This window comes from Pseudomonas marincola (assembly GCF_900682675.2).
GTDB classification, from domain to species: Bacteria; Pseudomonadota; Gammaproteobacteria; order Pseudomonadales; family Pseudomonadaceae; genus Aquipseudomonas; species Aquipseudomonas marincola.
In genome coordinates, this window is record NZ_LR215729.2 from 1515502 (window position 1) to 1539473 (window position 23972).

The following is a 23972-nucleotide window of genomic DNA, read 5'->3' on the forward strand; positions in this document are numbered from 1 at the left end:
GCGCAACCGTCATGGAAGGATGACCACTTCTTCGGTATCCGAGCCGCCATTTGATGAGCGAACGGTGATGCTCGCCGGTGGAATTGGGCTGATACCGGTCTGGGTCGAACCGTTGCTTAACGTGGCAATGAAGTCGCCACTGCTGTTAAACACCGACAGCGTTGGCGGGCTGACCTGGTCGCTGCTACTGGCCTGAACAATCAACTGGCCGGAGCTCAACCCATAGGTCGCCGTGCTGATCGTCACGTGATCGACCAATGGCTGGACCAGCGTTGCGGGCGTGCTGCTGGCGATCGCCAAGCTGTTGTCGACGGTCAGCTCAACGTTTGCCGGCAAGCTCGGGTTGACGCTGGATTGGCCGTACCAGTTGCCGGTCGAGTCCGCCTCGGTCATGGTCACGGTTGCACCGCCGGTATCCACATAGCTGGCTTTGGCGGGAGGCGGTGGCGCTTTGAGGAAGACGTCCTGTTGGGCGTTCAGCGGTCCTTGCTGGCTGTTGCTGCGCGAGTAGGTTGCCCGGTCTACGAGTGCCGGAGTTGGGCGAACCACGCTGGATAATTTGCCGGAAATGGCAAAGTCGGTGGTGCTCAGGTCAATCCCGCCCGGGCCTTCAATGCGAACGAAGTTGGTGTTGAACGGGCTGCCGGTTACCGCTTCAAGCAAGTTAGGGTCACCAATGAAGGTTTCCATAGCGCCAGTGTCCGGGTTGACCTCGGTGTAAGGGCCGTTGACGCTGCGCAGGAACGGGCCGATATCACCGCCCAGCGCGCCAGTGTAGGTTTGGGGGGCGCCAATACCGACATCGCGGGTCATGTTGATGGCGCGATTACCGTCGGTGCCGAAGTCGTCAGCCGTCACATCGAAAATGTCGACGCCGTAGGGGTGGGTAATGGTGTATGTGCCGGGCGTGGGCACATCGACCCGTATCCGGATACGGGCAAAGCTGATCTGGTCGCCAGGCGCGGGGTCGCCGCCACCAAATGCCGCCTCAACTGCCGAAATGTAGGCCAGGTCTATGCCGGATGCGGCGTCGACGATTGCGGCATCGCCGGTGAACCAGAATGCTTCATCCGGGAAATTATTCGGAAACACCATCGGTTGGGTGTCATCGAAAATGCCCGGGTTGGGCAATAGCGAGCACATATAAGAGGGCGCGTCCGGCGTTGACGGTACGCGTGAACTGAGATTTTTGGATAAACACAGGTCAAGGGTTCGACCGTGAGTGTCTTGATACCAAGCTGCGAAAAAGCCATTTTCCGCCAAGTACTCCCCGGCAGGAGCGCCAGGATCTACTGCAAACAAATCAGCTTGCGCTGCCTGACTTGCAGCTAAGGCAAGGCATAGAGCAGACACAGGTACCTTCAGTTTGGTGTGCATGAGTGCGTCCTCTTGCAGTGTGTCGTGTCTCTTGCGGCTTGATGGGGCCACCGACACGCTGCAAGCCGTACCGCAACATCCATACCATGTATCAAAAAACAACGATTGACCGCTCTAAAACGGTGGTTGTAAGGCGTTGATGTTTGCAGGCGGCGAATTTTGTCGGGCTGGGGAATAGGGGGGCTTTCCCCAAAGTTGGGTTTTGGCGGGGCGCGGATGACTGGGAAAACTGAAGGATTATTTGGCGTTAAAAAACCGGCGATCAACTGTTCCAGAGCCGGTTATATCTACTTAAAGCCTAATACCAAATAATGATTTAAATATTTCTCAAAACATGAGCTATAAACAACTCAGGACAATAAAAAACAGCCGGAATTCCCCATGTGCGTTGCCTTCGATCTGAGCAAATTAACGCCCTGGAGGGATGAGAAACTGAGCAGTCGCTCATTCAATTTGCTGCGCTGGTTTTCCCTGATCAGTCTGGTCATCGTCGGAACAGTGGCGGTTGGATTAGGGATTATCTCTACTCAGTTCGTGGTTAAAGAGAGCATTGAGCGTGACGCCATGCTCACAGCCCAATTCATCCGCGCAATTGGGGCCACCGAAATCCGCCATCACGGGCTGGGTAATATGGTGATGTCCGAGGTGATTGATCCACGCAACGACAAAAACTACTCGCAAGCTGTGGCCGAAAAGCGACAGCGGGCTCGATCCGAGTTCTTCGACCATATCGCCAATCTCCCCGACGCCCTCTTAGCCAATATTTATGCTGCTGACCATGTGGTCATCTGGTCGAGCAATCCCTCACTGATTGGCCAGACCATTATTAACCAAGATTTAGACAAGGCCTTTGCCACGCGTGAGTCAGTCGTTTCCAGCTACAATCACGCGGACGAATCGCATGCCGAGCAACAGTTTCCTCACGCCCCGCAAGAGTTATTTATCGAGAACTACGTGCCGATGCTGGATCACAATGGCTCCGTTGTTACGATGGTCGAGGTCTACAAGGAGCCGCAAGACCTGATCGCCCGTTTGCAGCGCGGCTACCGGGTCATCTGGATATCAACAGCGATTGGCGGCGCGCTGATTTACTTTGGTTTGTTCTGGATTGTGCGCCGCGCCGCGATCTTGCTCGACTCGCAGCGCCAACAACTGGTTTCCAATGAGTCATTTGTGGCACTGGGCGAAATGTCTTCGGCATTGGCCCACAGCCTGCGCAATCCGCTGGCGACTATTCGTTCGAGTGCGGAATTGGCGCAGGAAATGTATGACGGCAAACCGCCGAAAAATCTCGCCGACATTATTGGCCAGGTCGACCGGATGTCGAACTGGGTGCGCGATTTGCTGATTTCTTCACGCCCGCTGAGCGGTGAAATCGAGGTGGTTGATCCTGCAGCGGTGCTCAAGGATTGCCTGAGCAGCTTTGAGCTGCAATTACGTCAGGCCAATATTCAGGCAGAGATCACGATCGACTCATCCGCTTTTGTGGTCAGTCATCGGATGATGCTGCGGCAAGTGCTTAATAGCCTTATTTCCAACGCGATAGAGGCCATGCTCAAGGGCGGGGTGCTCCGCGCCAAGGTTGAGGTGGTCGAGTTGGGTCGTCGGCTGACTCTGACCGTGAGTGACTCCGGCAAAGGCATGTCGCGCCAGCAGGAGTTAATGGCCTTTAAACCCTTCTACACCACCAAACAAGGCGGCTTGGGGGTGGGTCTGGTGATGGCCAAACGAATCATGGAACGCTTTGGCGGCAAGATTTCGTTGTCGAGCAAAGAGCAGCACGGCACGACCGTGGTGCTCGACTTCAAGGTTGCCTCGCAGGGTCAGCAGCATCGGGCTGCTGAGGCGGCGTGAGAGATACTTAACCAGTAAACAGAGTACGCACAAGCGCGGATTTGCAGTTTGGATGCGGGCGTTATTCAGGCAGGCGGGCTTGAACGCGTGACGCCGCGGGTAGTCGCAGGTCGCCCATTGAGATGAATCAATTTGAGCCTGGGGAGGCGATATGGAACATTGCATTTTGATCGTCGAAGACGATGAGATGTTGGCAGAAAATATCCAGACATTTTTGCAGCGCAAGAATTTTGAGGCGCATGTCTGTCATTCAGCCGAAGAGGCGCTTGAGCTTCTGCCCACGCTGCAACCCGATGTCATGCTCACCGACCATTCATTGCCCGGCATCAGCGGCATCGAGTTGCTGGCCAAGGTGCACGCCAGTGCGCCGCAGATCAAACTGATCATGATGACCGGCTACGGCAATATTGATGACGCGGTTGAGGCAATGAAGGCCGGTGCATTTCATTACCTGACCAAGCCTGTCGCGCTGGTAGAGCTGAAACTGCTTATCGAGAAGGCCCTCGATGCGCAGCGGCTCGAACACAAGCTGTCTTTTTATCAGCTGCGTGATTCTCAGGAGTCGAGCAAGCAGGCGCTTATCGGTAATTCAGAGCCGATGAAGGCCTTGAAGTCGATTATCCAGCAATTGCTCGACGCCGAAAGCCGCATGACCGATGCCGAGTTGCCTGCGGTTCTGGTTGAAGGTGAAACCGGCACGGGTAAGGAGTTGATCGCCAGAGCACTGCATTTTGGCGGCGGCCGCAGCAGCGGGCCGTTTATCGAATTCAACTGCGCCTCGATTCCGGCTCATCTGATCGAGGCCGAATTGTTTGGTCACGAGAAAGGCGCATTTACCGACGCCAAGGAACGCAGGCTGGGTTTGGTCGAAGCGGCAGATGGCGGCACGCTGTTTCTTGATGAAATTGGTGAGATGGACCTGAGCCTGCAAGCCAAATTGCTCAAGCTGCTTGAGGACCGCACCATTCGCCGTGTGGGCTCGGTCAAGGAGCGCAAGGTCAATCTGCGCATCATCAGTGCGACCAACTGCAACCTTGAACAGATGGTTCAGCAGGGCAAGTTCCGTCGTGATCTGTTCTTCCGGCTGCGCATCATTTCCATCAAAGTGCCGCGTCTGTACGCGCGTGGCGATGATGTGCTGTTGTTGGCACGCCACTTCCTGGCCATGCATTGCAAGCGCTACGGCAAGCCGGGGCTGCAATTCAGCGCCGAGGCCGAGAGCCTGCTCAAGCGATACAGCTGGCCGGGCAATGTGCGCGAGCTACGCAATATGCTTGAGCAAAGTGTGCTGTTGGCGCAGAGCACGATTATCGGCCCCAGCCAGTTGGTTATCTGTTCGAGCCTGATGGAGCCGGAGTGCCGCGAGCCTGTGGCTCAGGCCGCGCACAATGAGGCGGGTGAGGAGGAAATGGATGGCTTCAATCTGCCTGAAGTCGAGCGCGACATGGTGATTAAAACCCTCAACAAAACCGACTGGAATGTCACCAAGTCGGCGAGAATTCTCGGTTTGAGCCGCGACATGTTGCGCTATCGCATCGAGCGTCTGGGGCTGACCCGACCCGGCCGCCAGCATTAGTGCGCAACACAGTCAAAAGAAAACCCCGGTTGTTCACCTGGCGTCTTGGCAACGCTGCAAGGTGAGCAAACCGGGGTTTTTTAGTCTGGAGCGAGTCCGTGCATGGCTATGCGCCACGCGACAGGCTTAGTCCTGACGGCTGGTAACTTCCAGCAGGTGATAACCGAACTGAGTCTTCACCGGACCCTGAACGACATTTACCGGAGCGCTGAAGACCACGGTGTCGAATTCTTTAACCATCTGGCCAGGGCCGAAAGAGCCCAGGTTGCCGCCATCACGGCTGGATGGGCAGGTGGAGTTTTCTTTGGCGATCTGAGCGAAATCAGCGCCGCCTTCAATGGCTGCTTTCAGTTCGTTGCACTTGTCTTCGCTTGCAACCAGGATGTGGCGGGCAGTGGCTTTAGCCATGGGGAAATACCTCCTTTCAATGAAGCGTAGAGCCTACCGCAATCGTCCGGCCAAGCAAATGCTGGCAGACGGCGGACAGCTACAGATTGTCGGTTTTTATCGACTCGTGGCGTGTGCAGGTGCGCGCGATTGCCACGCACCTGCTTGCAGTTACGGCTTGCGCGCGGTGATAACGGCGCGCATGGGCGCAGGCAGGCCTTCGATGGTTCGGCTATGGTCGGCCGGGTCGAGAAACTCGGGCAGCGACTGATAACGCATCCATTCGGTCGAGCGTTGTTCGGCAACCGAGGTGGTGCTGACATCCACGCACTGCACATCGGTAAAGCCGGCGCGGCGCAGCCACAATTCGAGTGCCGGTACCGAGGGCAGGAACCAGACGTTGCGCATTTGCTGGTAACGGTCTTCAGGCAGCAACACTTGCTGCGCATCGCCTTCAACCACCAGCGTTTCCAGCACCAACTCGCCACCTTTGACCAGGCAATCCTTGAGGTCGAACAGGTGATCAATCGGCGAGCGACGGTGATACAGAATGCCCATCGAGAACACTGTATCAAAGCCTTGCAGCTTGGCCGGAAGCTCCTCGAAACCCAGCGGAAGATGCCACACGGGTTGGTCTGGCAAATAGTTTTTCATCGCCAGAAACTGGCACAGAAACAGCCAGTTCGGATCGATCCCGACCACGCTGGCCGCACCCGCGCCAAGCATGCGCCACATGTAGTAGCCATTGCCGCACCCGACATCCAGCACGCGTTTGCCGGTGAGGTCGAGATACGGCGCCACACGCTGCCACTTCCAGTCTGAGCGCCATTCGGTATCGACATGCACATCGAACAGGTGGAAGGGGCCTTTGCGCCAGGGAATCAAACCCTGCAGGGCGCTTTTTAGCTGTGCACGGGTTGGCTCGTCACAGGGGCCGTTGAAGCTGAAATTTTTCACCAGCTCAAGTTGCTCAACGCTGAGTGCGGGCAAGGCCTCCACGGCGTTATGCCAGCGCTGCAAGTCGCCGTGACCAATGGCCAGCTTGGCGTCTATTTGCCCCGGAAGATCAGCGCTCCACTCTTGTAACGGGGTGCCGGCAAGGTGTTGTTGCAGCGCGTCTAGGTCAAGTTTGCGGATCATGGCAGGGCAATCATCGAGGCGAAATTAAGGCATTGAAACCAGGGAATGACTTTGCTGAAACCGGCCGCCAGTAAGCGTTCGCGGTGCTGTTCAAGGCTGTCGGGAATCATCACGTTTTCGATTGCGCTGCGTTTCTGCGCAATCTCCAGTTCGCTGTAGCCATTGGCACGTTTAAAGGCGATATGCAGATCGGTCAGCAGTTGCTGTTGTTCGGCATCGGCAAAGCACAGCTTCTCCGACAGCAGCAGGGCGCCGCCGGGCATCAGCGCCTGGCGAATCCGGGTCAGCAGCTCCAGGCGCTGTTCCGGCTTGATGAACTGCAAGGTGAAGTTCAGCGCCACCAGTGAAGTCGGCTGAAAATCGAGATTGAGAATATCCGCCTCGATCACATCGACTGGCAGCAGCTCCTGAAACATCGAGTCTTGTGCATGCAGATACTCGCTGCAACGCTCAACCATCGCGCTGGAGTTATCGACCGCAATTACCTGGCAATCTTCAATCTGCACATGCCGGCGCAGCGCCTGAGTGACGGCGCCCAGTGAGCAGCCCAGGTCGTAAAGCACGCTGTGCGGTTGGGCGAACTGGCTGGCCATTACACCCAGGTTTTCGACAATCGTCGGGTAGCCGGGCACCGAGCGCTTGATCATGTCAGGAAAAACCCGAACCACGTCTTCATTGAAGGTGAAATCGGGCACCTGTTCCAAGGGCTGGGCAAAGATGCGATCTGGCTGTTTGTTCACGGCGATACCGATAAAGGTCTGCAAAGCCGGACATTTTAGCGAAGCAGGCTGTGAAAAAGTACTGCACCGCGTGTTACTGCGTCGTAAAGCCGCTGTTTGCAGCGCTTGCGCGTCTGTACAGGCGACGCATGGCTACTTCAACTGGTCGGAAAAGTACTCGCCTGCACCCTGCAGCGGCCCCAGAGGATTGCGTTTGACCTCCAGGCGGCGAATGTTCGGCTCGCCATTGCTGACCTTGTGCACCAGCGTGTCGTCGATCAACACAAAGATTGCGCGAAACGACCAGCCCTGAATTTCCCGTTCTTTCTTGAAGTTCAAAACGTCTGCCCAGAAGCTGCCAACGCGCGCCGAGTCAGTTTTGGTGAAATCGAATGAGTAGCCAATGCAGCGGTCTTTGGCCTCCAGACATTCGACCAGGCCTTCGGGCAGGTACTCAATCGGGATGTTGGCCTGCACAAAGAGTTGGCGGATGTCGATGAACGAGAGCATTTTGCCGTTACCTTGCGCCAGCGGATCGAAGCCCAGGGCGAACAGCTCGCTGCGGGTTGTCTTGCCGGTAACGGCCTGGTTGTATCTCGCTTCCGCGTCGAGATAATCGGTGAATGGTGAACGCGCCTCGGAACGTTCACTGGGAAGCATGCTGCCGCAGCCACTGAATAAACCGAGCAGGACCAGCGCTAACAACAATTGCAGTTTTTTCATAATCAACCACACGTCGTCGATGAGGTTGCAGGCAATTCAAGCGCAGGCGCTATTGCCCTTTTGTTGTTTTAGTTGGCATTTTTCCAGAGGTTCTACAGGTCGGCGTTTAAAGACTCAGGCCTGCCTAGTTTCTATAGTCGAAGTTGCGCAGGTTTGCTGCGGATTCTGCGCAGAGATGTGAAGTGCAGACGCACTGATTGCCCATTGCCCCAGCCAATAGCTGACAATGATCCAGTAACCGGCGGAGTCGAACGGGGCGACGAAACGGTTGATGCCGATAAGGCTGTCGGAGAACACAAACAACAAGGCGCCGACCGCAGCGAGCAGGGCGTTGTTGCGGTTTTTGGGCTGCATTGTCAGGCGTGCCAGTGCGCGCCAGAGCATAGCGCCAATCGCCGTTGCGTAGCAGGCAACCGGAATCAGCATCGGCCCCAGCCCTGCACTCGCCAGTACGCTGAACATCGAGCCGCCCACTGCCAACGCGAGTAATAGTGCCAGCCACGCAGGCTGTTTGCAGTCAGTCAGGTAGGCGCGCAAATAGGCCAGATGAGCCAGCAGAAAGGCGCCCAGACCGAACACAAAAAGATCGTGCGGCCATTCGAGCAGCACGTCGCCCGCGAGCGAACACAGCAGGCCAATACGAATCCAGCGCCGGTAACGGCCCGCCGGTGCGTTTGCCAGCCAGAAGAGCATGGCAATGACCGGGACGCCTTTGCTGAGCAGCGCAAGCTCAGCCGAACCGGTTGCCCGGGCGACAATGAACACAACACTGGCAATCAGACCGAGTACTAACCAACGCATGGCAGCCACCTTGCAGAGCGATAGACGTTGCTGCGCGCATTAGCGGCGCGCGGCCAGTATCAGCGAGTCTGTATTTCGCAGTCGAAGGTTTTTTCCGGGGCTACGTCGGCTTCCCACGGACGTTGATAAGTGAGCAGCAGACGGCCTGTGCCCGACTGCAGAACGCTAAAGCGCCAGGTCGATTGACCGGCGCTGCCGACCAGACCGGCTTCTTCCGGGTTGCTGTAAACCTCAGGGCCGAGGCTTTTGAGTACGCTTGGCGCAGCATCTTGGACGACCCAGCGGAAACCGGTGGTTGGGTTGCTGGGCAGCGTCAGGATGAGTTGCTGATTGCTGTTCAACTCGATTGGGCACTGGCTGCTTTTTTGCAGATTGATACTGCTCGGCTGGCTTGCACACCCTGCGAGCATCGCAAGGACTACGGGCATTAACAGGCGATTTGGCGCGGACATTGGCAACTCCGACAATTGGCAATGGCCAGCAGCATAGCGGGTGATTGGGGCTGAAAGTAAGCCCTCAGTGGATTTATCTCGGTGATTGCTGCAAGCCGCGCACATGCGGTGTCGCGGTTGCAGCAACCGGCGGGTGGTTACTTGAACATGACCTTGGCGACATCACTGAAGCGTGTGGCGAAGTGCACGGTCAGGCCTTCACGCAGGTATTCGGGCAGCTCTTCATAGTCGCCCTGATTGGCTTGCGGAAGGATCAGCTCGCTGATTTTCTGACGACGCGCCGCAATGACTTTTTCGCGCACACCACCAATCGGCAGCACTTGCCCGGTGAGGGTTAATTCGCCGGTCATGGCCACGCCTTTTTTCGGTGCCTGCTGACGAGCCAGAGAGAGCAGGGCTGTGGCCATGGTCACGCCTGCGCTCGGGCCATCTTTCGGGGTCGCGCCCTCAGGCACATGCAGGTGGACAAAGGCATCATCGAAGTAGCCGGACTTGCCGCCAAATTGCTTGAGGTGCGAGTTGATGTAGCTGTAGGCAATTTCGGCCGACTCCTTCATCACTTCACCCAATTGCCCGGTCAATTTCAGGCCGCGATTGAGCGTGTGAATGCGGGTGGCTTCAATCGGTAACGTCGCGCCGCCCATGCTGGTCCAGGCCAGACCGGTCACGACGCCTTCGCCGGCAAGCACCCGCTCCTTACGGAACATCGGTTTGCCCAGCGCCTCTTCAAGCTCCTTGCTGCCGATTTTCACTTTACTGTCTGGCGATTCCAGCAGTTTCACCACTGCCTTGCGCACCAATTTGCCCAGCTGCTTTTCCAGCTGACGCACACCGGCTTCGCGGGCATAACCTTCGATGACGCCGCGCAAGGCCGAGTCGGTGATGCTCAGGCGATTTTTCGGCACGCCGGCTTTTTCAAGCTGCTTGGGCCACAGGTGACGCTTGGCAATCGCCAGTTTTTCTTCGGCGATATAGCCGGACAGGCGAATCACTTCCATGCGGTCCAGCAGTGGGCCGGGGATCGAGTCGAGGGTGTTGGCCGTGCACACGAACAGTACCTTGGATAAATCGAGGCGCAGGTCGAGGTAGTGGTCGAGAAATTCGACGTTCTGTTCAGGGTCCAGGGTTTCGAGCAGCGCCGAGGCCGGATCGCCCTGATGGCTGGCGCCGATCTTGTCGATTTCATCGAGCATGATGACCGGGTTCATCACCTCTACATCTTTCAGCGCCTGCACCAATTTACCCGGCATGGCGCCGATGTAGGTGCGGCGATGGCCCTTGATCTCGGCTTCATCGCGCATGCCGCCGACACTGAAACGGTAAAACCGCCGGCCAAGCGACTCGGCAATCGATTTACCGATACTGGTTTTACCCACGCCGGGCGGGCCGACCAGCAGCACGATTGAGCCGGCAATCTGGCCCTTGAACGCGCCGACAGCGAGGAACTCGGTGATCCGCGATTTAATGTCATCCATGCCCGCGTGGTGGTTATCCAGCACTTGGCGGGCATGATTGAGGTCCAGCTGGTCTTCGCTGTAAATGCCCCAGGGCAGCGCGGTTGCCCAGTCCAGATAATTGCGGGTCACGGCGTACTCGGGTGAGCCCGTTTCAAGAATGGCCAGCTTGCCAAGTTCTTCATCGATGCGTTTGCGCGCCGCGTCCGGCACGGTCTTGCCTTCAAGGCGTTGATTGAACTGCTCGATGTCGGCGCTGCGGTCATCTTTGCTCAGGCCCAGTTCCTGTTGAATGATCTTCAACTGCTCCTTGAGGAAGAACTCGCGTTGATGGTCGGCGATCTTGCGATTGACCTCGGCGGAGATTTCTTTCTGCAGCCGCGCTACTTCAACCTCTTTGCGCAGCAACGGCAGCACCTTTTCCATGCGCTTGAGCATTGGCACGGTATCCAGCACGCCTTGTAACTCCACACCTGGCGCTGTGGTCAGCGCGGCGGCAAAGTCGGTCAGCGGCGACGGATCATTCGGGCTGAAACGATTGAGGTAGTTCTTCAACTCTTCGTTGTACAGCGGGTTAAGCGGCAGCAGTTCCTTGATCGCGTTGATCAGCGCCATGCCGTAGGCCTTGATCTCGTCACGCGAGTCGAGGTTGATCTTGGGGTACTCGACCTCGGCCAGATACGGCGGTTTGCGGCTTAACCAGCCGCGCACGCGAACACGGGTGACGCCTTGGGCAACAAATTGCAGCTTGTCTGCCTCTTCGGCGACATGATGAATGCGCACCAGCGTGCCGTGCTCGGGCAGGGCATCGGGGTCGAGCAGGCTGCCGTCGGTGGGCGGATTGTCGATAAAGAACAACGCCAGACTTTTATGCTCGGTATTGCCCACACGCTGCAGCGTTTCGGCCCAGGGCTCTTTGTTGACGATAATCGGCAGCGCCTGCGCCGGAAACAGCGGGCGATTATGAATCGGGATGACATAAAGCTTGTCGGGCAAGCGGTGCTGCGGCAGGGCCAGGCTGTTGCTTGACTGGGCGTCTTGCTCTTCAACGATTTCGATATCGGGTTGATCGTTCATGCGGCACCTGTGATTTCTGTATAGAAACAACATGGGGGACGACTTTGCCGTTTTCAATCGGGGGCTCGGCATAACACCTGCAAACCCAACTCTGCTGATCGCAGGTACTGCTGTTTGCGCCTGCAAACGGTTAAACTCCGCTTTTGCAGATTATTACCTTTTTGTGCCCATGTTTAACGCCCGTCTTACCTGCCTCGATAACCAAGCGCATGAACACACCCACGACCACCATCAACTGGTGTTGTCGCTCTCTGGGCGTGCTGAGTTCGAGGTTAATGGGTGTGGCGGTGAGGTGTGCCGCATGCGCGCCTGTCTGGTGCCCGGTGATGCGGATCATCAGTTTGCCGGGGTGGGTGACAACCGCATGTTGATCGTTGACCTGCACGAGTCGGAAATCAGCGCCAACGACCTGCAACTGCTCACGCATCTGTTCGATGCGCCGCGTTATCCGCAGCTCGACCCCGATTTCCAGAACCTCTTGAGTTACGCCGGCGCCGAGCTTGAACGCTACGGCAGTGATCCAATGCTCACGCGTTCATTGGGCGGTGTGTTGCTGCGCGCCCTGCATTTGCGCGTGTTCGGCGAGCAGCGCACGCGGGTGCATGCGGCGCTGGATATGCAGAAAATCGATGCCTACATCAGTACCCATCTGGCCCGGCGTATCAGCGTTGCCGAACTGGCGCAGGTCGCCTGCCTGAGCCCGAGTCACTTCCATGTGCAGTTCAAGGACGCTGTGGGCATGAGCCCGCATCAGTACCTGTTGAAGAACCGCCTTGATCGTGCGGCGCGATTGCTGCGCAGTTCCAACTTGCCGCTGATCCGAATCGCCGAAGAATGCGGCTTCTCATCACAAAGCGCCCTGACCACCGCCATGCGCCGGTACATGGGCCTGACCCCAAAACGCCTGCGCACAGACGAAGCCTGACGCCCCTCAAGTTTTCCCTCCGCCAGTCGATATTCACTGTTCAGACGCAGTTGCTTGGGTGACGAGATCAGCCCTCATCGGGGGACTAACTTCGGTGAGTACCGGGATTGTTTGGGGGAAAACAGGTTTGCACCTGCTCAGAGTTTTTAATCACTGCGTTGTATCTGCCTTTAAATTGCCGGTATTGCTGGCGGCTTGCGCGTGCCTGAGCGTTAACTCTGCGGCCGCGGCAACCCTGCAGGCGCAAATGCTGGACGCAGCGGGCAAGCCGTTGGCCAATGCGGTGCTGACGCTGCGCGGTTCTGCTGGTGCTGCGCACTCGGTCTCAACCGATGTCATGGATCAGGTCGACCGGCAGTTTATGCCCAACGTGCTGGTGGTGCGCACGGGCGAGGCGGTCAAGTTCCCCAACAGCGATAACATCCGCCATCACGTTTACAGTTTCTCGCCGGCCAAGCGCTTTGAGTTGCGCCTCTATCAGGGCACGCCAAGCGAGCCGGTGGTGTTTGATACGCCAGGCGTTGTGGTGCTGGGCTGCAACATTCATGACTGGATGGTGGGCTATGTCTACATCACTGATGACCCGTGGTTCGCGGTCAGTGATGCACAGGGCAAGCTCAGCCTTGAGAACCTGCCCGAGGGCCGTTACGAGGCCACGCTGTGGCATCCGCAGAACGCCAAGATGCTGCCGGTGGCGGGAGGCGAGCTAGAGCTGGGGGCGAAGGGGCTTAGCCAAACCTTTAACTTTGATGTTGCCGCTTCGGCCGCAGTTGCTCCTGAAGCGCCCGTCAGCAGCTTCGGCGATGCATTCAATAAAGCCAAACGCAATGCTGCGCAGTAGTTTTCAGGCGCGTATCGCCAGCGTATTGGTCCTGCTGTTGCTGGTGGTCATTGGCTCGTTGTATCTGGCCGTGCAAAAAGCCACAGGTGTGGCCGTGCGCGCTCAGGCAAGTGAGCAATTGGAAATTGGCTCGCGAGTTTTCCAGCAGTTACTTGAGGTGCGTGAGCAGCAGCTTAGTGATGCGGTCAACGTGCTCACCGCCGATTTTGGCTTCAAACAGGCGGTGGCCAGTGAAGACGCTGCCACCATCCGCTCGGCTTTGGCCAATCACGGTGCACGCATTCACGCAGAAGTGGTGATGTTGCTCGACCTCGACGGCGCGATTCAGGTCAGTACCCAGCCTGAGCTCAACGAGGCGATGAGTCGGCGTTTAAGCACCAACAGCGCGGTGCAGATGCATGAAGCCTTGCGCACTTATCTGATGCCGCTTGCGGGGCAGATCTACCTGCTGGTCGAGACAGTGGTCAAAGCGCCCGTGCCGATTGCCAATGTGCTGATGGGTTTTCGGGTCGATGAAAACTTTACCCGCGATTTGCAAGCGCTCACCCACCTTGATCTGTCGCTTATAGGCAGTCAGGACGGCTTGCCGGATATTTGGGTGAGTACCTTGCCAGATGCGATGCATGACTTTTCCCCGGCGGATTCACTGGCAAGCGCGGCCAGCCGCGAAGACCGGGTCATGCTCGATGGCCAGCATTTTCTCCGCCAGCAGTTGGTCTTGGCCCGCGGTGACGGCTATGCGGTGCAAGCCCTGCTGTATAAATCCCTGAGCCATGCTCAGCAGGCGTTTGTCCCGCTGGATAATCACATATTGCTGATTGCCTCGGCCGCCTTGCTGGCCTCGCTGGTGGGAGCGCTGTTGTTGGCGCGCAATATCTCGCGGCCGGTCCGTGAGTTGGTCGAGGTGTCCGAGCGCATTGGGCGTGGCGATTATCAGGTGCCGCTGCAGGTGCAGCGCAGCGATGAGCTGGGCCGATTGGCAAAGTCGTTCCAGCAGATGCAGTCCGGCATCGCTGAGCGAGAACGCCAGCTTGCGCACAATGCTCTGCACGATGGTTTAACCGGCTTACCCAACCGGACTCTGGCCGCAGAGCGCCTTGGCAGCGCCCTAACTGCCGAGCGTCCGGTGTCATTGTTGTACCTGAGCATCGTCGAGTTTCGCACCCTCAATGAAACGCAAGGCCCGGCGAACGCCGATAAAGTCTTGCAGCAATTGGGGCAGCGGTTGAGCGCGGTGTTACGCCCGGGCGACAGCCTGGCAAGAATTGTTGCTGATGAGTTTTTGCTGTTGCTGGAAAACGCCAACAGTGAGAGTGCGGTGGCGTTTGCAGACCGTATTCAGCCACAGCTGAAAAACCTGCTGGTGCTGGGCGGTAATGAAGTCTCGCTGGCGCTGCGCATCGGCATCGCCAGCTATCCGGGCGATGGCAACACGCCCGATGAGCTGATTCGCCGGGCGCGTCTTGCCTGTACCGATGCAGGGCAGTCGCCCGGCTGGATTCAGGTTTATGAGCGCGGTCGTGATACCGCGCATCAGCGCCAGATGCAGCTGATTCGCGACCTGCGCCACGCCTCCGAACAGGGCGAGTTGTGCCTGCACTTTCAGCCCAAGATCCACATTGCCAATCGCTCGATCATCCAGGCTGAGGCGCTGTTGCGCTGGCAACACCCGCAGTTCGGCATGGTTTCTCCCGGAGAATTTATTCCACTGGCTGAGCGCAGCGGCAGCATTCAATTGCTCACCAATTGGGTGATCGGCGAGGCGATGCGTCAATTGGCCGAATGGCAGCAGCAGGGACTGAAGGTTGATTTGTCCTTGAACATTTCGACTGAAGATTTGCTCGATCCGCAACTGCCGGCACGGATTAAATCCCTGCTGGTGCAGCATGCGCTAGACCCGGCACAGCTGACCTTTGAAATCACCGAAAGCGGGGTGATGCTCAATCCACAGGTGGCGCTGCAAGTCCTCTACGGATTGCGCGATTGTGGCGTATCGCTGTCGGTGGATGACTTCGGCACCGGCTATTCCTCTTTGGCGCAGCTTAAGCGTATGCCGGTGCAGGAGCTGAAAATCGATCAGTCGTTTATCCGCGAACTCAACGACATGAGCGAGGATGCTGTAATCGTCCGTTCAACCATCGAGATGAGTCACAGCCTCGGCCTCAAGGTTGTGGCCGAAGGGGTGGAGCATCAACGTAGTTTCAATCTGCTCAAGCGCTGGGGATGCGATGTGATTCAGGGGTATCTGATCAGCAAGCCCCTGACCGCGCAGGCCTTCGTGGCGTGGCTTGAGCAGGCGCCTATTCAATCCGCTGAAACGGTTCTCTGAGTCATGGGTGTTAAGCAGTTTCTTGGCGCAGCCTGCATTGCGTTGGCGCCGGCATTGGCCACGGCAGATGCTGGGCGTTTACTCGCAACGGGTGGCGCAACAAATCTGGAGGGCGCAGCAGGCGGCGGGATTACGCCTTGGGCAGTGTTGGCTGGCTACGGTGAGCGCGGCGAGTGGGGCGCGGATGTATTTGCCAGCCGGGTTGAAACGGCCGACTACCGGCTCGACGCTGTCGGTGTGGCGGCTTCGTTTGATAACCGTGTGGAGTTGTCGTACGCCCGCCAGCGCTTTGATCTTGGCACTTTGGCGCGCGATCTGAACTTGCCGGAGAACAGCCTGAGCCAGGATATTTTCGGCCTAAAAGTGCGTCTCTTCGGGGACCTGATCTACGACCAGCTCCCGCAAGTAGCGCTGGGTGTGCAGTACAAAAAGAACCGCGATTTTCTGATTCCGCAACTGATCGGCGCGCAGCGCGATGAAGATGTAGAAGGTTATCTCACCGCCAGCCGGCTGATTCTCGGTGGCGCATTTGGCTACAACCTGCTGCTGAATGGTGGCCTGCGCTACAGCCGGGCCAATGAATTGGGGATTCTCGGCTTTGGCGGTGATCGCCGCGACCGTCGCTCGGTGCTCAAAGAAGGCTCGGTGGCCGTGCTGCCGGATCGCCATTGGGCGGTAGGCGTGGAGTACCGGGAGAAACCGGACAACCTGAGTTTTGCCGGTGAGAGCGACTGGGCCGATGTCTTCGTCGGCTATTTCCCCAGCAAGCATGCGGCCGTTGTGCTGGCTTATGCGCGACTGGGCGAGATTGCCACGCTGGATAATCAGGATGCGGTGTACCTGTCGGTTCAGGGGAGTTTTTGATGAGACGTCTAAGCGGTTGGGTCGCCGTGTTGTTGCTGGCTGGTTGCGTGCAGTCACCGGTCAAGGATGACAGCCTCTATCGAGACTTGGGTGAATTGCCAGGCATTACCCGGATCGTTGAGGGCATGCTGCTCAATATTGCCCGCGACTCACGCATTGTTGAGCACTTTGAAAACGTCGATATCGAACGCCTGCGCGAAAAGCTCATCGAGCAATTCTGTGTTGAGGCCGGCGGGCCATGCGAGTACACCGGGGACAGCATGGCCGAGAGCCACAAAGGCCAGAATCTGACGCCGAGTGATTTCAACGCGCTGGTCGAAGACCTGCAAGACGCAATGGATACGCTGGACGTTCCGGTGCGAGCCCAGAACCGTTTACTCGCGCAATTGGCGCCAATGCGCGGCGAAGTTATCGACCAGTAACGCCCGGCTTCCTGTTCAGACCATCCAGGGTCGTCAATAGGCGCGCCCAGTCCCGGGGTGATGGCCCCACCCGATAGTGGGGACGTATCCCCGCAAGGCTTAATAGCAAGCCGGTGGCAGGGCAAATGACACGTTGAAGTGCCATTAAATATGGCTAGAGGCCAGTATCTTTGTTCTTGAAATGTATTGAAACATTTTGGCATGGCCCTTGCTGATTACTGATTAACCCCGCTTGCGGGTTCAATTCAGCACCAGCTGAGGGCTAACCGAATGAGTCGATCAACATCGAGCCCAAACGGCAACTCGTTCCGCCTTTGCAGCGTGCCTCAGAAGTCAGTTGTTCTGGCCCATATTCAAACGCTGCATCTCTTTCAGCCGATTCACGCCGGCTGGCATTGCTGCGGGCCACCCACTTCAAGCGATCCGGCTTAATCACGGATTCAGTCCAGCGCTGTTCTTTGCGCATGTATTCGACCGTAGCCAGGGTTCGATGGGTTTTTGCTGTCTCGCAATCAAGGTTATACGGTCCGCTGGGTGACTCCGATAACACGATAAGACCCTTCATTAATTGTGTTTACGGTGATCAAAATGAACACGCTAACACCGTACAAAGCCATCTGCGGGCAGCCCTTCAAACTGACCAGAATTGCCTCGGCCCTATGCCTGATATTGGGCATCACCGGTGCGCACGCAAGCCCCATCGATGATGTGGACCAACCGCCGGTAACTGATCCATCCGCGTATACCGATCCAGCTGATGATCCGGTCCAGGCCCTGAGCGACCTGCTGACAATGCCGGACGCCAACGAGGGCTCATTTGACTTGCCTGACGAGGTGAAGGGCGATAAGTCGACGCCGTTGGTTGAGAATATTCTGCAACCCGCGCAGCAAACCTCGTTCAACTACCCCACCAACGGCTTGCCGAGCCCTTTATTCGGCGCGCAGCCCTACACCCAGCAACTGTTGATGTTCGAGGAATTTGGCCCAGTCAAGCTGGACCCTGCGACTCCACCCGCGCCGATGATGTTCCCGCTTGCCAAAGTCGGGCCAGCGCCTGCGCAGGACCCTGATAATGTGGCACGCAGTGGCCCGGACGGGGCCGAGCTGGATGCCTTCCTCAAGCAGCCGGGGCTGACGCCATTCCCCAGCCAGTATGCCAATGTGCTGGACCATAATCCGTGGCAGAGCTTGATCGAGGCATTTCTCAATCGCCGGGTCGATTCACCTGCTGAGGGACGGCCTGGCGGCAAAGGCTGGTCGCATCAGCGCTGGAATGAGTTCTACCCGCAAGTGGCCTACAAAACCGTGCAGGCCGGGGCAAGAACCAACTCTGGTTTGCGTGACAGTTGGCAACACCATGAGTACGGCCATGGCGAGTATGGGCCAGGCGGCCTTTACTACCATCCCGATGGCCATGACGCGTCGACAGCCAGCACTAAAGGCATCGATGTACGCTTCCACCCGAGCATGCCCATACAGGACCACAATTCGGTCTGGACCTTCGACGGCACCATGCCGCCAAAGTTGCTCATGGTGCGTTATGGTCAACCGGTGCTTATGCGTCATTACAATGCGTTGCCGATTGATCCCGCGGCCAACCATGGTTTCGGTTTGCACACCATCAGTACGCATGAGCACAACGGCCACACACCCGCTGAAAGTGACGGCTACGCCAATGCGTATTTCTTCCCGGGCCAGTATTACGACTACCGCTGGCCAATGCAGTTGGCCGGCTACGACACCATTAATACGGCGGCTGAAGACCCGCGCGCGGCATTTCCCTGTTCGCCAGGTGAAACCCTGTGGGTGAATGATCGCAATCCCGGTTTGAAAACCTGTGACAACGGCACGATCAAGATTCGTGGCGACTGGCACGAAACCATGAGCACCCACTGGTTCCACGATCATATGCTCGATTTCACCGCGCAGAATGTCTACAAGGGCAACGCCGCGATGATGAACTACTACAGCGCGATTGATCGGGGTAATGAGGCCATCGATGATGGCGTTAACCTGCGTTTTCCCAGTGGTGCAGACATGTCCTGGGGCAATCGCGACTATGACGTCAACCTGCTTATCGCCGATAAGGCCTGGGATCAGAACGGCCAGTTGTGGTTCAACCCGTTCAATACCGATGGTTTTCTGGGAGATCAGATACTCGTCAACTGGCAGTACAAACCCACGATGAATGTGCGGGCACGCAGTTATCGTTTTCGCATCCTCAACGGCTCGGTTTCTCGCTACTTCAAATTTGCCGTGGTACGTGAGATCAAGGGTAAGGGCGGGGAGTTTCAGGGGCCGAAAAACTCCAATATTTCCTACGCACGGGTTCCGTTTCACATGATCGCCAACGACGGCAACATCATGGAGCACGCCGTTCCGTTCGACGGCACCCTGGATCTTGATGCCGATGGTGACACCAAGGACAACTTCGCGATTCTGCCGATGCAGGGGATTGCCGAGCGCTACGACATCATCATCAACTTTGCCAAGAACGGTATCAAACCGGGCGACAAGATTTACTTCGTCAACGTCATGGCGCACGACACAGGTAAAGGCCCAAAAGGCGACATAGCCCTGGCCGATGTGCTCAGCGAAACCTACAAGCCGGTAATCAAGCAAACCAGCAAAGGCCCGGCATGGGACAAGGGCGATCCTGTTGTCGGGGCGTTCATGCAGCTTAACGTGCAGCCATACACTGGTCAGGATCTGAGCATGGACCCGGTGGCCTATGAACCTGCAAAACCGGGCAAAGCTGCGGGCAAAACCATGATCCCGCTGACTATTCACCTGGACAATGCGACTGACAAACTGGCGCTCAGCCAGGCTCGTCACCGCTCGTTCATCTTCGGGCGTTCGGATGGCACAGACTCAGCCCCATGGACGGTGAAGACGGATGGCGGGTTTGGCTACAACATGGATCCCCGCAGGATATCCAGCTCGATCCAACTGGCTAATGGCCCGACCGATGCTGGGTGGCAGGGCCTGGGTACGCTGGAAGTCTGGAAAATCCAGAACGGCGGCAATGGCTGGAGCCACCCGGTGCATGTGCATTTCGAGGAAGGGGTGATTCTGAGTCGTGGCGGCAAGGCGCCGCCCGAGTGGGAAAAGTGGGCGCGCAAGGATGTTTATCGCATCGGCTCAGATGACGAGAGCCTCGATAACGTTGAGGTGGCCGTACGCTTCCGCGAGTTTGCCGGCACCTATATGGAGCACTGTCACAACACTCAGCATGAAGACAACGCCATGCTGCTGCGCTGGGATATCGAGCATCCGGGGCAGTTCCAACTCATGCCAACCCCGCTACCGACCTGGGATGGTGTCGAGTATGTGGCGTCTGCGGCGCTGCCGACTTTCCGCGACGGAGATGGCACAGGTCCGCTCAGCGTTGTGGTCACCAACACTGGCGGCAGCGGTACCTCGGGTGGCAGTGGAGGCAGCGGCGCCAGTGGAGGAGGCAGCAGTGGTGGAGGAAAGGGCAGCGGTAAAAACCGTTGAACCCAATGCAGGGAGCCTGCCGCTGTGCGGCTCCCTCACTCTCATAGCCCGAAAGATATGATCAGGAGTCCCGACCATGATCACCTGTAATAGATTTGCCAATCATCTACTGCGCTGCGCGGGTGCGCTGAGCGTGGCGTGCTGGTTTCACGCTGCAAGCGCTGACGACAGTGGTTCGCCTTGGGCACAGGATTACTTCCCCAATACCGAGTTGATTACCCAGGACGGCAAGACCGTGCATTTCTATGATGACCTGATAAAGGACAAGGTCGTCGCGATCAATTTTATTTTCACCTCCTGCACCGACTCCTGCCCGCTGGAGACTGCGCGGTTGCGTCGGGTGCAGCAGTTGCTGGGCGACCGGGTCGGCAAAGATGTGTTCTTCTACTCGATCAGTATTGACCCCCAAACCGACACTCCAGAGGTACTCAAACACTACGCGGAGAAGTTCCACGTAGCGCCCGGCTGGCTGTTTCTCACGGGCAACAAGGATGAGATTGATGCGTTGCGCGAAAAGCTCGGGCTGTTTCTCAAAGGGGTCGATGATCAGGGTAATAAAGATCATAACCTCAGCTTGATTGTGGGCAATCAACAGACTGGACGCTGGATGAAAACATCGCCCTTCGAAAATCCCTACATTCTGGCCTATCAACTGGGTAATACCCTGCACAACTGGAAGCACAGCACCAAAACCACCGACTATGCAGATGCGCCGCAGGTGCGTCCGCCATCAACCGGCGAGGAAATTTTCCGTACCCGCTGCGCCGCATGCCACACGCTTGGCGGTGCCGATAGCGTGGCAGCAGGTTTGCGTGAAATTGGCCCGGATCTTATCGGCGTAACCCGCAAACGTGACCCGCAGTGGTTGCAGCGCTGGTTGAGAGAACCGGACACAATGCTTGCCGAGTCAGATCCAATCGCCACTGAGCTTTATCAGCAGTACAACCAAGTCGCGATGCCCAACCTGCGCCTTGGCGACGAGGCGATTGCAGCGTTGCTGGGATACCTGGAGGACGAGACACAACGGGTGCAGCCTCTGCCAACTAAAGAGGCCGAAATGTCGGCCATGGAGCATGACCCTGCGCACCATCATCACGCCACTAATTAGCTTGAAACCCCCATCAATATTAGGGTTTTGCGACTGCCCATGTGCTGGCCCGTTGATTCAATTGGGCGATCAGTGGGTGGTCGTCTAGGGTTAAAGCATGGGATTTGCTGAATATCAGCAATTGTCGGTTCAGTCAGGTTTACGCTTGCGCGTGTTTCAGCAAGCCTTCTAGTTCGGGCCTCTAACTGATATTCAGAAGATTTCAGCGACTTTTTACCCAGCAGGTAGTTCCATGGATCGTAGTATTTTGTAAAAACTCCAGAGGTTCAGATAAGAAGTGTGGGGGGTTCTGCCACTAAATTCCGCCATCCATTTGACTGTGCAGGGCTTTGCGCTCCATCAATGTGTGAGCCGTACACTGCACTTCAACCTCGCGCCAGCTCTCTAAACGAGTGCGCGCAGGTTGTTTGGTACCATGGATTATCTGGCGACTGACACCTGAGTTGCCAACTGCCACGCAGGGCACGGGCACAACCCGTTGCCGAAAAAACAACAACCGAAGGGGAACACCCCAATGACCGCTAACACTCCAATGCTTGTCACCTTCGTGGTGTACATCGCGCTCATGATAGGCATCGGCCTATTCGCCTACCTGCGAACCAAGAACCTTTCTGACTACATCCTCGGTGGCCGTAGCCTCGGCAGTTACGTAACCGCGTTGTCGGCTGGTGCTTCCGATATGAGCGGCTGGCTGCTCATGGGTTTGCCTGGCGCTGTTTATATGTCAGGTCTTTCCGAAAGCTGGATCGCAATTGGTCTGGTTATCGGTGCGTACCTCAACTGGCTGTTTGTTGCCGGTCGCCTGCGTGTGCAAACCGAGTACAACGGCAATGCACTGACCCTGCCGGACTATTTCACCAACCGTTTTGAAGACAACAGCCGCGTGCTGCGTATCTTCTCGGCACTGGTAATTCTGGTGTTCTTCACCATCTATTGCGCCTCTGGTGTGGTAGCCGGTGCACGCCTGTTCGAAAGCACCTTTGGCATGGATTACAGCACCGCACTCTGGGCTGGCGCTGCGGCAACCATCGCCTACACCTTTATCGGTGGCTTCCTGGCGGTCAGCTGGACTGACACCGTACAGGCCACTCTGATGATCTTCGCCCTGATCCTCACCCCAGTCATGGTGATGATCGCGACTGGCGGTGCTGATGCGACCTTTGCGGCCATCGAACTGCAAGATCCGACCAATTTCGACATGCTCAAGGGCATGACTTTCATCAGCGTCATCTCGCTGATGGCCTGGGGCTTGGGCTACTTCGGCCAGCCGCACATTCTGGCGCGCTTCATGGCGGCTGATTCGGTGAAAACCATTCCTGCAGCCCGTCGCATTTCGATGGCCTGGATGATCCTGTGCCTGATCGGTACCGTTTCTGTTGGTTTCTTCGGTATTGCCTACTTCGCCGCTCACCCGGAAGTTGCCGGTCCTGTGACTGAAAACCCGGAGCGCGTGTTCATTGAACTGGCCAAGCTGCTGTTCAACCCGTGGGTTGCCGGTGTTCTGCTGTCGGCCATTCTGGCTGCTGTAATGAGTACCTTGAGCTGCCAACTGTTGGTCTGCTCGAGCGCCCTGACCGAAGACTTCTACAAAGCCTTCCTGCGTAAAGACGCTTCGCAGACTGAGCTGGTCTGGGTAGGTCGTGGCATGGTTCTGCTGGTGGCATTGATTGCTATCGCGCTGGCGGCCAATCCGGAAAACCGCGTACTGGGTCTGGTGTCTTACGCCTGGGCTGGTTTCGGCGCTGCATTCGGCCCGGTTGTCCTGCTCTCGGTTACCTGGAGCCGCATGACTCGCAACGGCGCGCTGGCCGGTATGCTGGTCGGTGCTCTGACCGTGATTCTGTGGAAGAACTACGTTGGTCTGGGCATTTACGAGATCATTCCTGGCTTCATTCTCGCAACGCTGGCAATTGTGGTCTTCAGCCTGATGGGCAAAGGCCCGTCGCAGACCATGCAGGCGCGTTTCGCCCAAGCTGAGAAAGAGTATCAGGACGCCTGATCAACTCATCAACGCCATTCGGTGCGGGTGCTGAACACGCTTGCACTCACACCGAAACAGCTTAAGCACGATTTTTTAGCCGGTCCATGTCGCTGATGTGGGCCGGTTTTTTTTCGTGACCGGGTAATACCCGGTCTTCCGCTTATCGGCGCACTTGGCTAATGTGGCGCTGTTTATTTCTTTGATTATCAGGTTCGCCATGACGCAAACACCGAAAAACCCACTGCATGGCGTAACACTTGAAGCCATCTTGAATCAGCTGGTCGAGCAATTTGGCTGGCACGGCCTTGCCCAGCGCATTGATATTCGCTGCTTCAAGAGCGACCCGAGTATCAAGTCCAGTCTGACCTTCTTGCGCCGCACGCCTTGGGCCAGGGAAAAAGTCGAGGCGTTGTATGTGCAGCAACAGCGCCGTTAAACAGTTTT

19 protein-coding genes are annotated in these 23972 nt (G+C 57.1%); 11 read left to right on the forward strand and 8 right to left on the reverse strand.

Annotation, left to right across the window (positions count from 1 at the left end; all coding sequences use genetic code 11):
- Window positions 1–9: 9 nt before the first annotated feature.
- A complete protein-coding gene (locus PMYSY11_RS07000; protein ID WP_150548705.1) occupies window positions 10–1377 on the reverse strand; it encodes a hypothetical protein in 1368 nt (455 codons plus the stop codon).
- Window positions 1378–1758: 381 nt separating this feature from the next.
- Here PMYSY11_RS07000 and PMYSY11_RS07005 point away from each other — a divergent pair, with 381 nt between their 5' ends.
- Complete coding sequence (locus tag PMYSY11_RS07005) at window positions 1759–3231, forward strand: sensor histidine kinase (protein WP_090513299.1); 1473 nt, start codon at window positions 1759–1761, stop codon at window positions 3229–3231.
- 151 nt (window positions 3232–3382) lie between these two features.
- Window positions 3383–4807, forward strand: a complete 1425-nt coding sequence (locus PMYSY11_RS07010) for a sigma-54-dependent transcriptional regulator (protein WP_069901572.1) — start codon at window positions 3383–3385, stop codon at window positions 4805–4807.
- Between the two features lie 126 nt (window positions 4808–4933).
- On the opposite strand, the gene PMYSY11_RS07015 is transcribed toward PMYSY11_RS07010, so the two are convergent.
- The 7 genes from PMYSY11_RS07015 to lon form a co-directional block, all read right to left on the reverse strand.
- Window positions 4934–5215, reverse strand: coding sequence for a peptidylprolyl isomerase (locus PMYSY11_RS07015; protein WP_069901573.1), 282 nt, complete (start codon window positions 5213–5215; stop codon window positions 4934–4936).
- A 150-nt stretch (window positions 5216–5365) separates the two neighbouring features.
- Complete coding sequence (gene cmoB / locus PMYSY11_RS07020) at window positions 5366–6334, reverse strand: tRNA 5-methoxyuridine(34)/uridine 5-oxyacetic acid(34) synthase CmoB (protein WP_150548706.1); 969 nt, start codon at window positions 6332–6334, stop codon at window positions 5366–5368.
- Window positions 6331–7074, reverse strand: coding sequence for a carboxy-S-adenosyl-L-methionine synthase CmoA (gene cmoA, locus PMYSY11_RS07025; RefSeq protein ID WP_150548707.1), 744 nt, complete (start codon window positions 7072–7074; stop codon window positions 6331–6333). Before cmoA ends, cmoB begins: the two co-directional genes overlap by 4 nt.
- 132 nt (window positions 7075–7206) lie before the next feature.
- Window positions 7207–7776: a hypothetical protein gene (locus PMYSY11_RS07030; RefSeq protein WP_150548708.1), complete on the reverse strand. Its 570-nt coding sequence runs from the start codon at window positions 7774–7776 to the stop codon at window positions 7207–7209.
- Window positions 7777–7890: 114 nt separating this feature from the next.
- Window positions 7891–8577, reverse strand: a complete 687-nt coding sequence (locus PMYSY11_RS07035) for a lysoplasmalogenase (protein ID WP_150548709.1) — start codon at window positions 8575–8577, stop codon at window positions 7891–7893.
- Between the two features lie 59 nt (window positions 8578–8636).
- Window positions 8637–9029 carry a protease inhibitor I42 family protein gene (locus PMYSY11_RS07040; RefSeq protein WP_150548710.1) on the reverse strand — a complete coding sequence of 131 codons (393 nt, stop codon included), beginning with the start codon at window positions 9027–9029 and terminating at the stop codon, window positions 8637–8639.
- 137 nt (window positions 9030–9166) lie between these two features.
- Window positions 9167–11560 carry an endopeptidase La gene (lon, locus tag PMYSY11_RS07045; RefSeq protein WP_150548711.1) on the reverse strand — a complete coding sequence of 798 codons (2394 nt, stop codon included), beginning with the start codon at window positions 11558–11560 and terminating at the stop codon, window positions 9167–9169.
- A 169-nt stretch (window positions 11561–11729) separates the two neighbouring features.
- On the opposite strand from lon, the gene PMYSY11_RS07050 reads away from it, so the two are divergent.
- The 9 genes from PMYSY11_RS07050 (at window position 11730) to PMYSY11_RS07090 (ending at window position 23964) form a co-directional block, all read left to right on the forward strand.
- On the forward strand, window positions 11730–12485 hold the full coding sequence (locus tag PMYSY11_RS07050) for an AraC family transcriptional regulator (RefSeq protein ID WP_069901905.1): 756 nt from the start codon (window positions 11730–11732) through the stop codon (window positions 12483–12485).
- Window positions 12486–12732: 247 nt separating this feature from the next.
- The gene (locus PMYSY11_RS07055) at window positions 12733–13326 is read left to right on the forward strand and encodes a methylamine utilization protein (protein ID WP_239655545.1); all 594 of its coding nucleotides are present in this window, start codon (window positions 12733–12735) and stop codon (window positions 13324–13326) included.
- Window positions 13313–15655, forward strand: coding sequence for a putative bifunctional diguanylate cyclase/phosphodiesterase (locus PMYSY11_RS07060; protein WP_150548712.1), 2343 nt, complete (start codon window positions 13313–13315; stop codon window positions 15653–15655). The genes PMYSY11_RS07055 and PMYSY11_RS07060 overlap by 14 nt, the downstream gene beginning before the upstream one ends.
- Window positions 15656–15658: 3 nt before the next feature.
- A complete protein-coding gene (locus tag PMYSY11_RS07065) occupies window positions 15659–16519 on the forward strand; it encodes a DUF3034 family protein (RefSeq protein WP_150548713.1) in 861 nt (286 codons plus the stop codon).
- The gene (locus PMYSY11_RS07070) at window positions 16519–16941 is read left to right on the forward strand and encodes a group I truncated hemoglobin (RefSeq protein WP_069901581.1); all 423 of its coding nucleotides are present in this window, start codon (window positions 16519–16521) and stop codon (window positions 16939–16941) included. The genes PMYSY11_RS07065 and PMYSY11_RS07070 overlap by 1 nt, the downstream gene beginning before the upstream one ends.
- Before the next feature lie 588 nt (window positions 16942–17529).
- Window positions 17530–20439, forward strand: coding sequence for a multicopper oxidase domain-containing protein (locus PMYSY11_RS07075; protein WP_150548714.1), 2910 nt, complete (start codon window positions 17530–17532; stop codon window positions 20437–20439).
- Window positions 20440–20515: 76 nt separating this feature from the next.
- Complete coding sequence (locus tag PMYSY11_RS07080; RefSeq protein ID WP_150548715.1) at window positions 20516–21547, forward strand: SCO family protein; 1032 nt, start codon at window positions 20516–20518, stop codon at window positions 21545–21547.
- Between the two features lie 514 nt (window positions 21548–22061).
- Complete coding sequence (gene putP, locus PMYSY11_RS07085) at window positions 22062–23546, forward strand: sodium/proline symporter PutP (RefSeq protein ID WP_090513269.1); 1485 nt, start codon at window positions 22062–22064, stop codon at window positions 23544–23546.
- Between the two features lie 199 nt (window positions 23547–23745).
- On the forward strand, window positions 23746–23964 hold the full coding sequence (locus tag PMYSY11_RS07090; protein WP_150548716.1) for a VF530 family protein: 219 nt from the start codon (window positions 23746–23748) through the stop codon (window positions 23962–23964).
- Window positions 23965–23972: the final 8 nt, after the last annotated feature.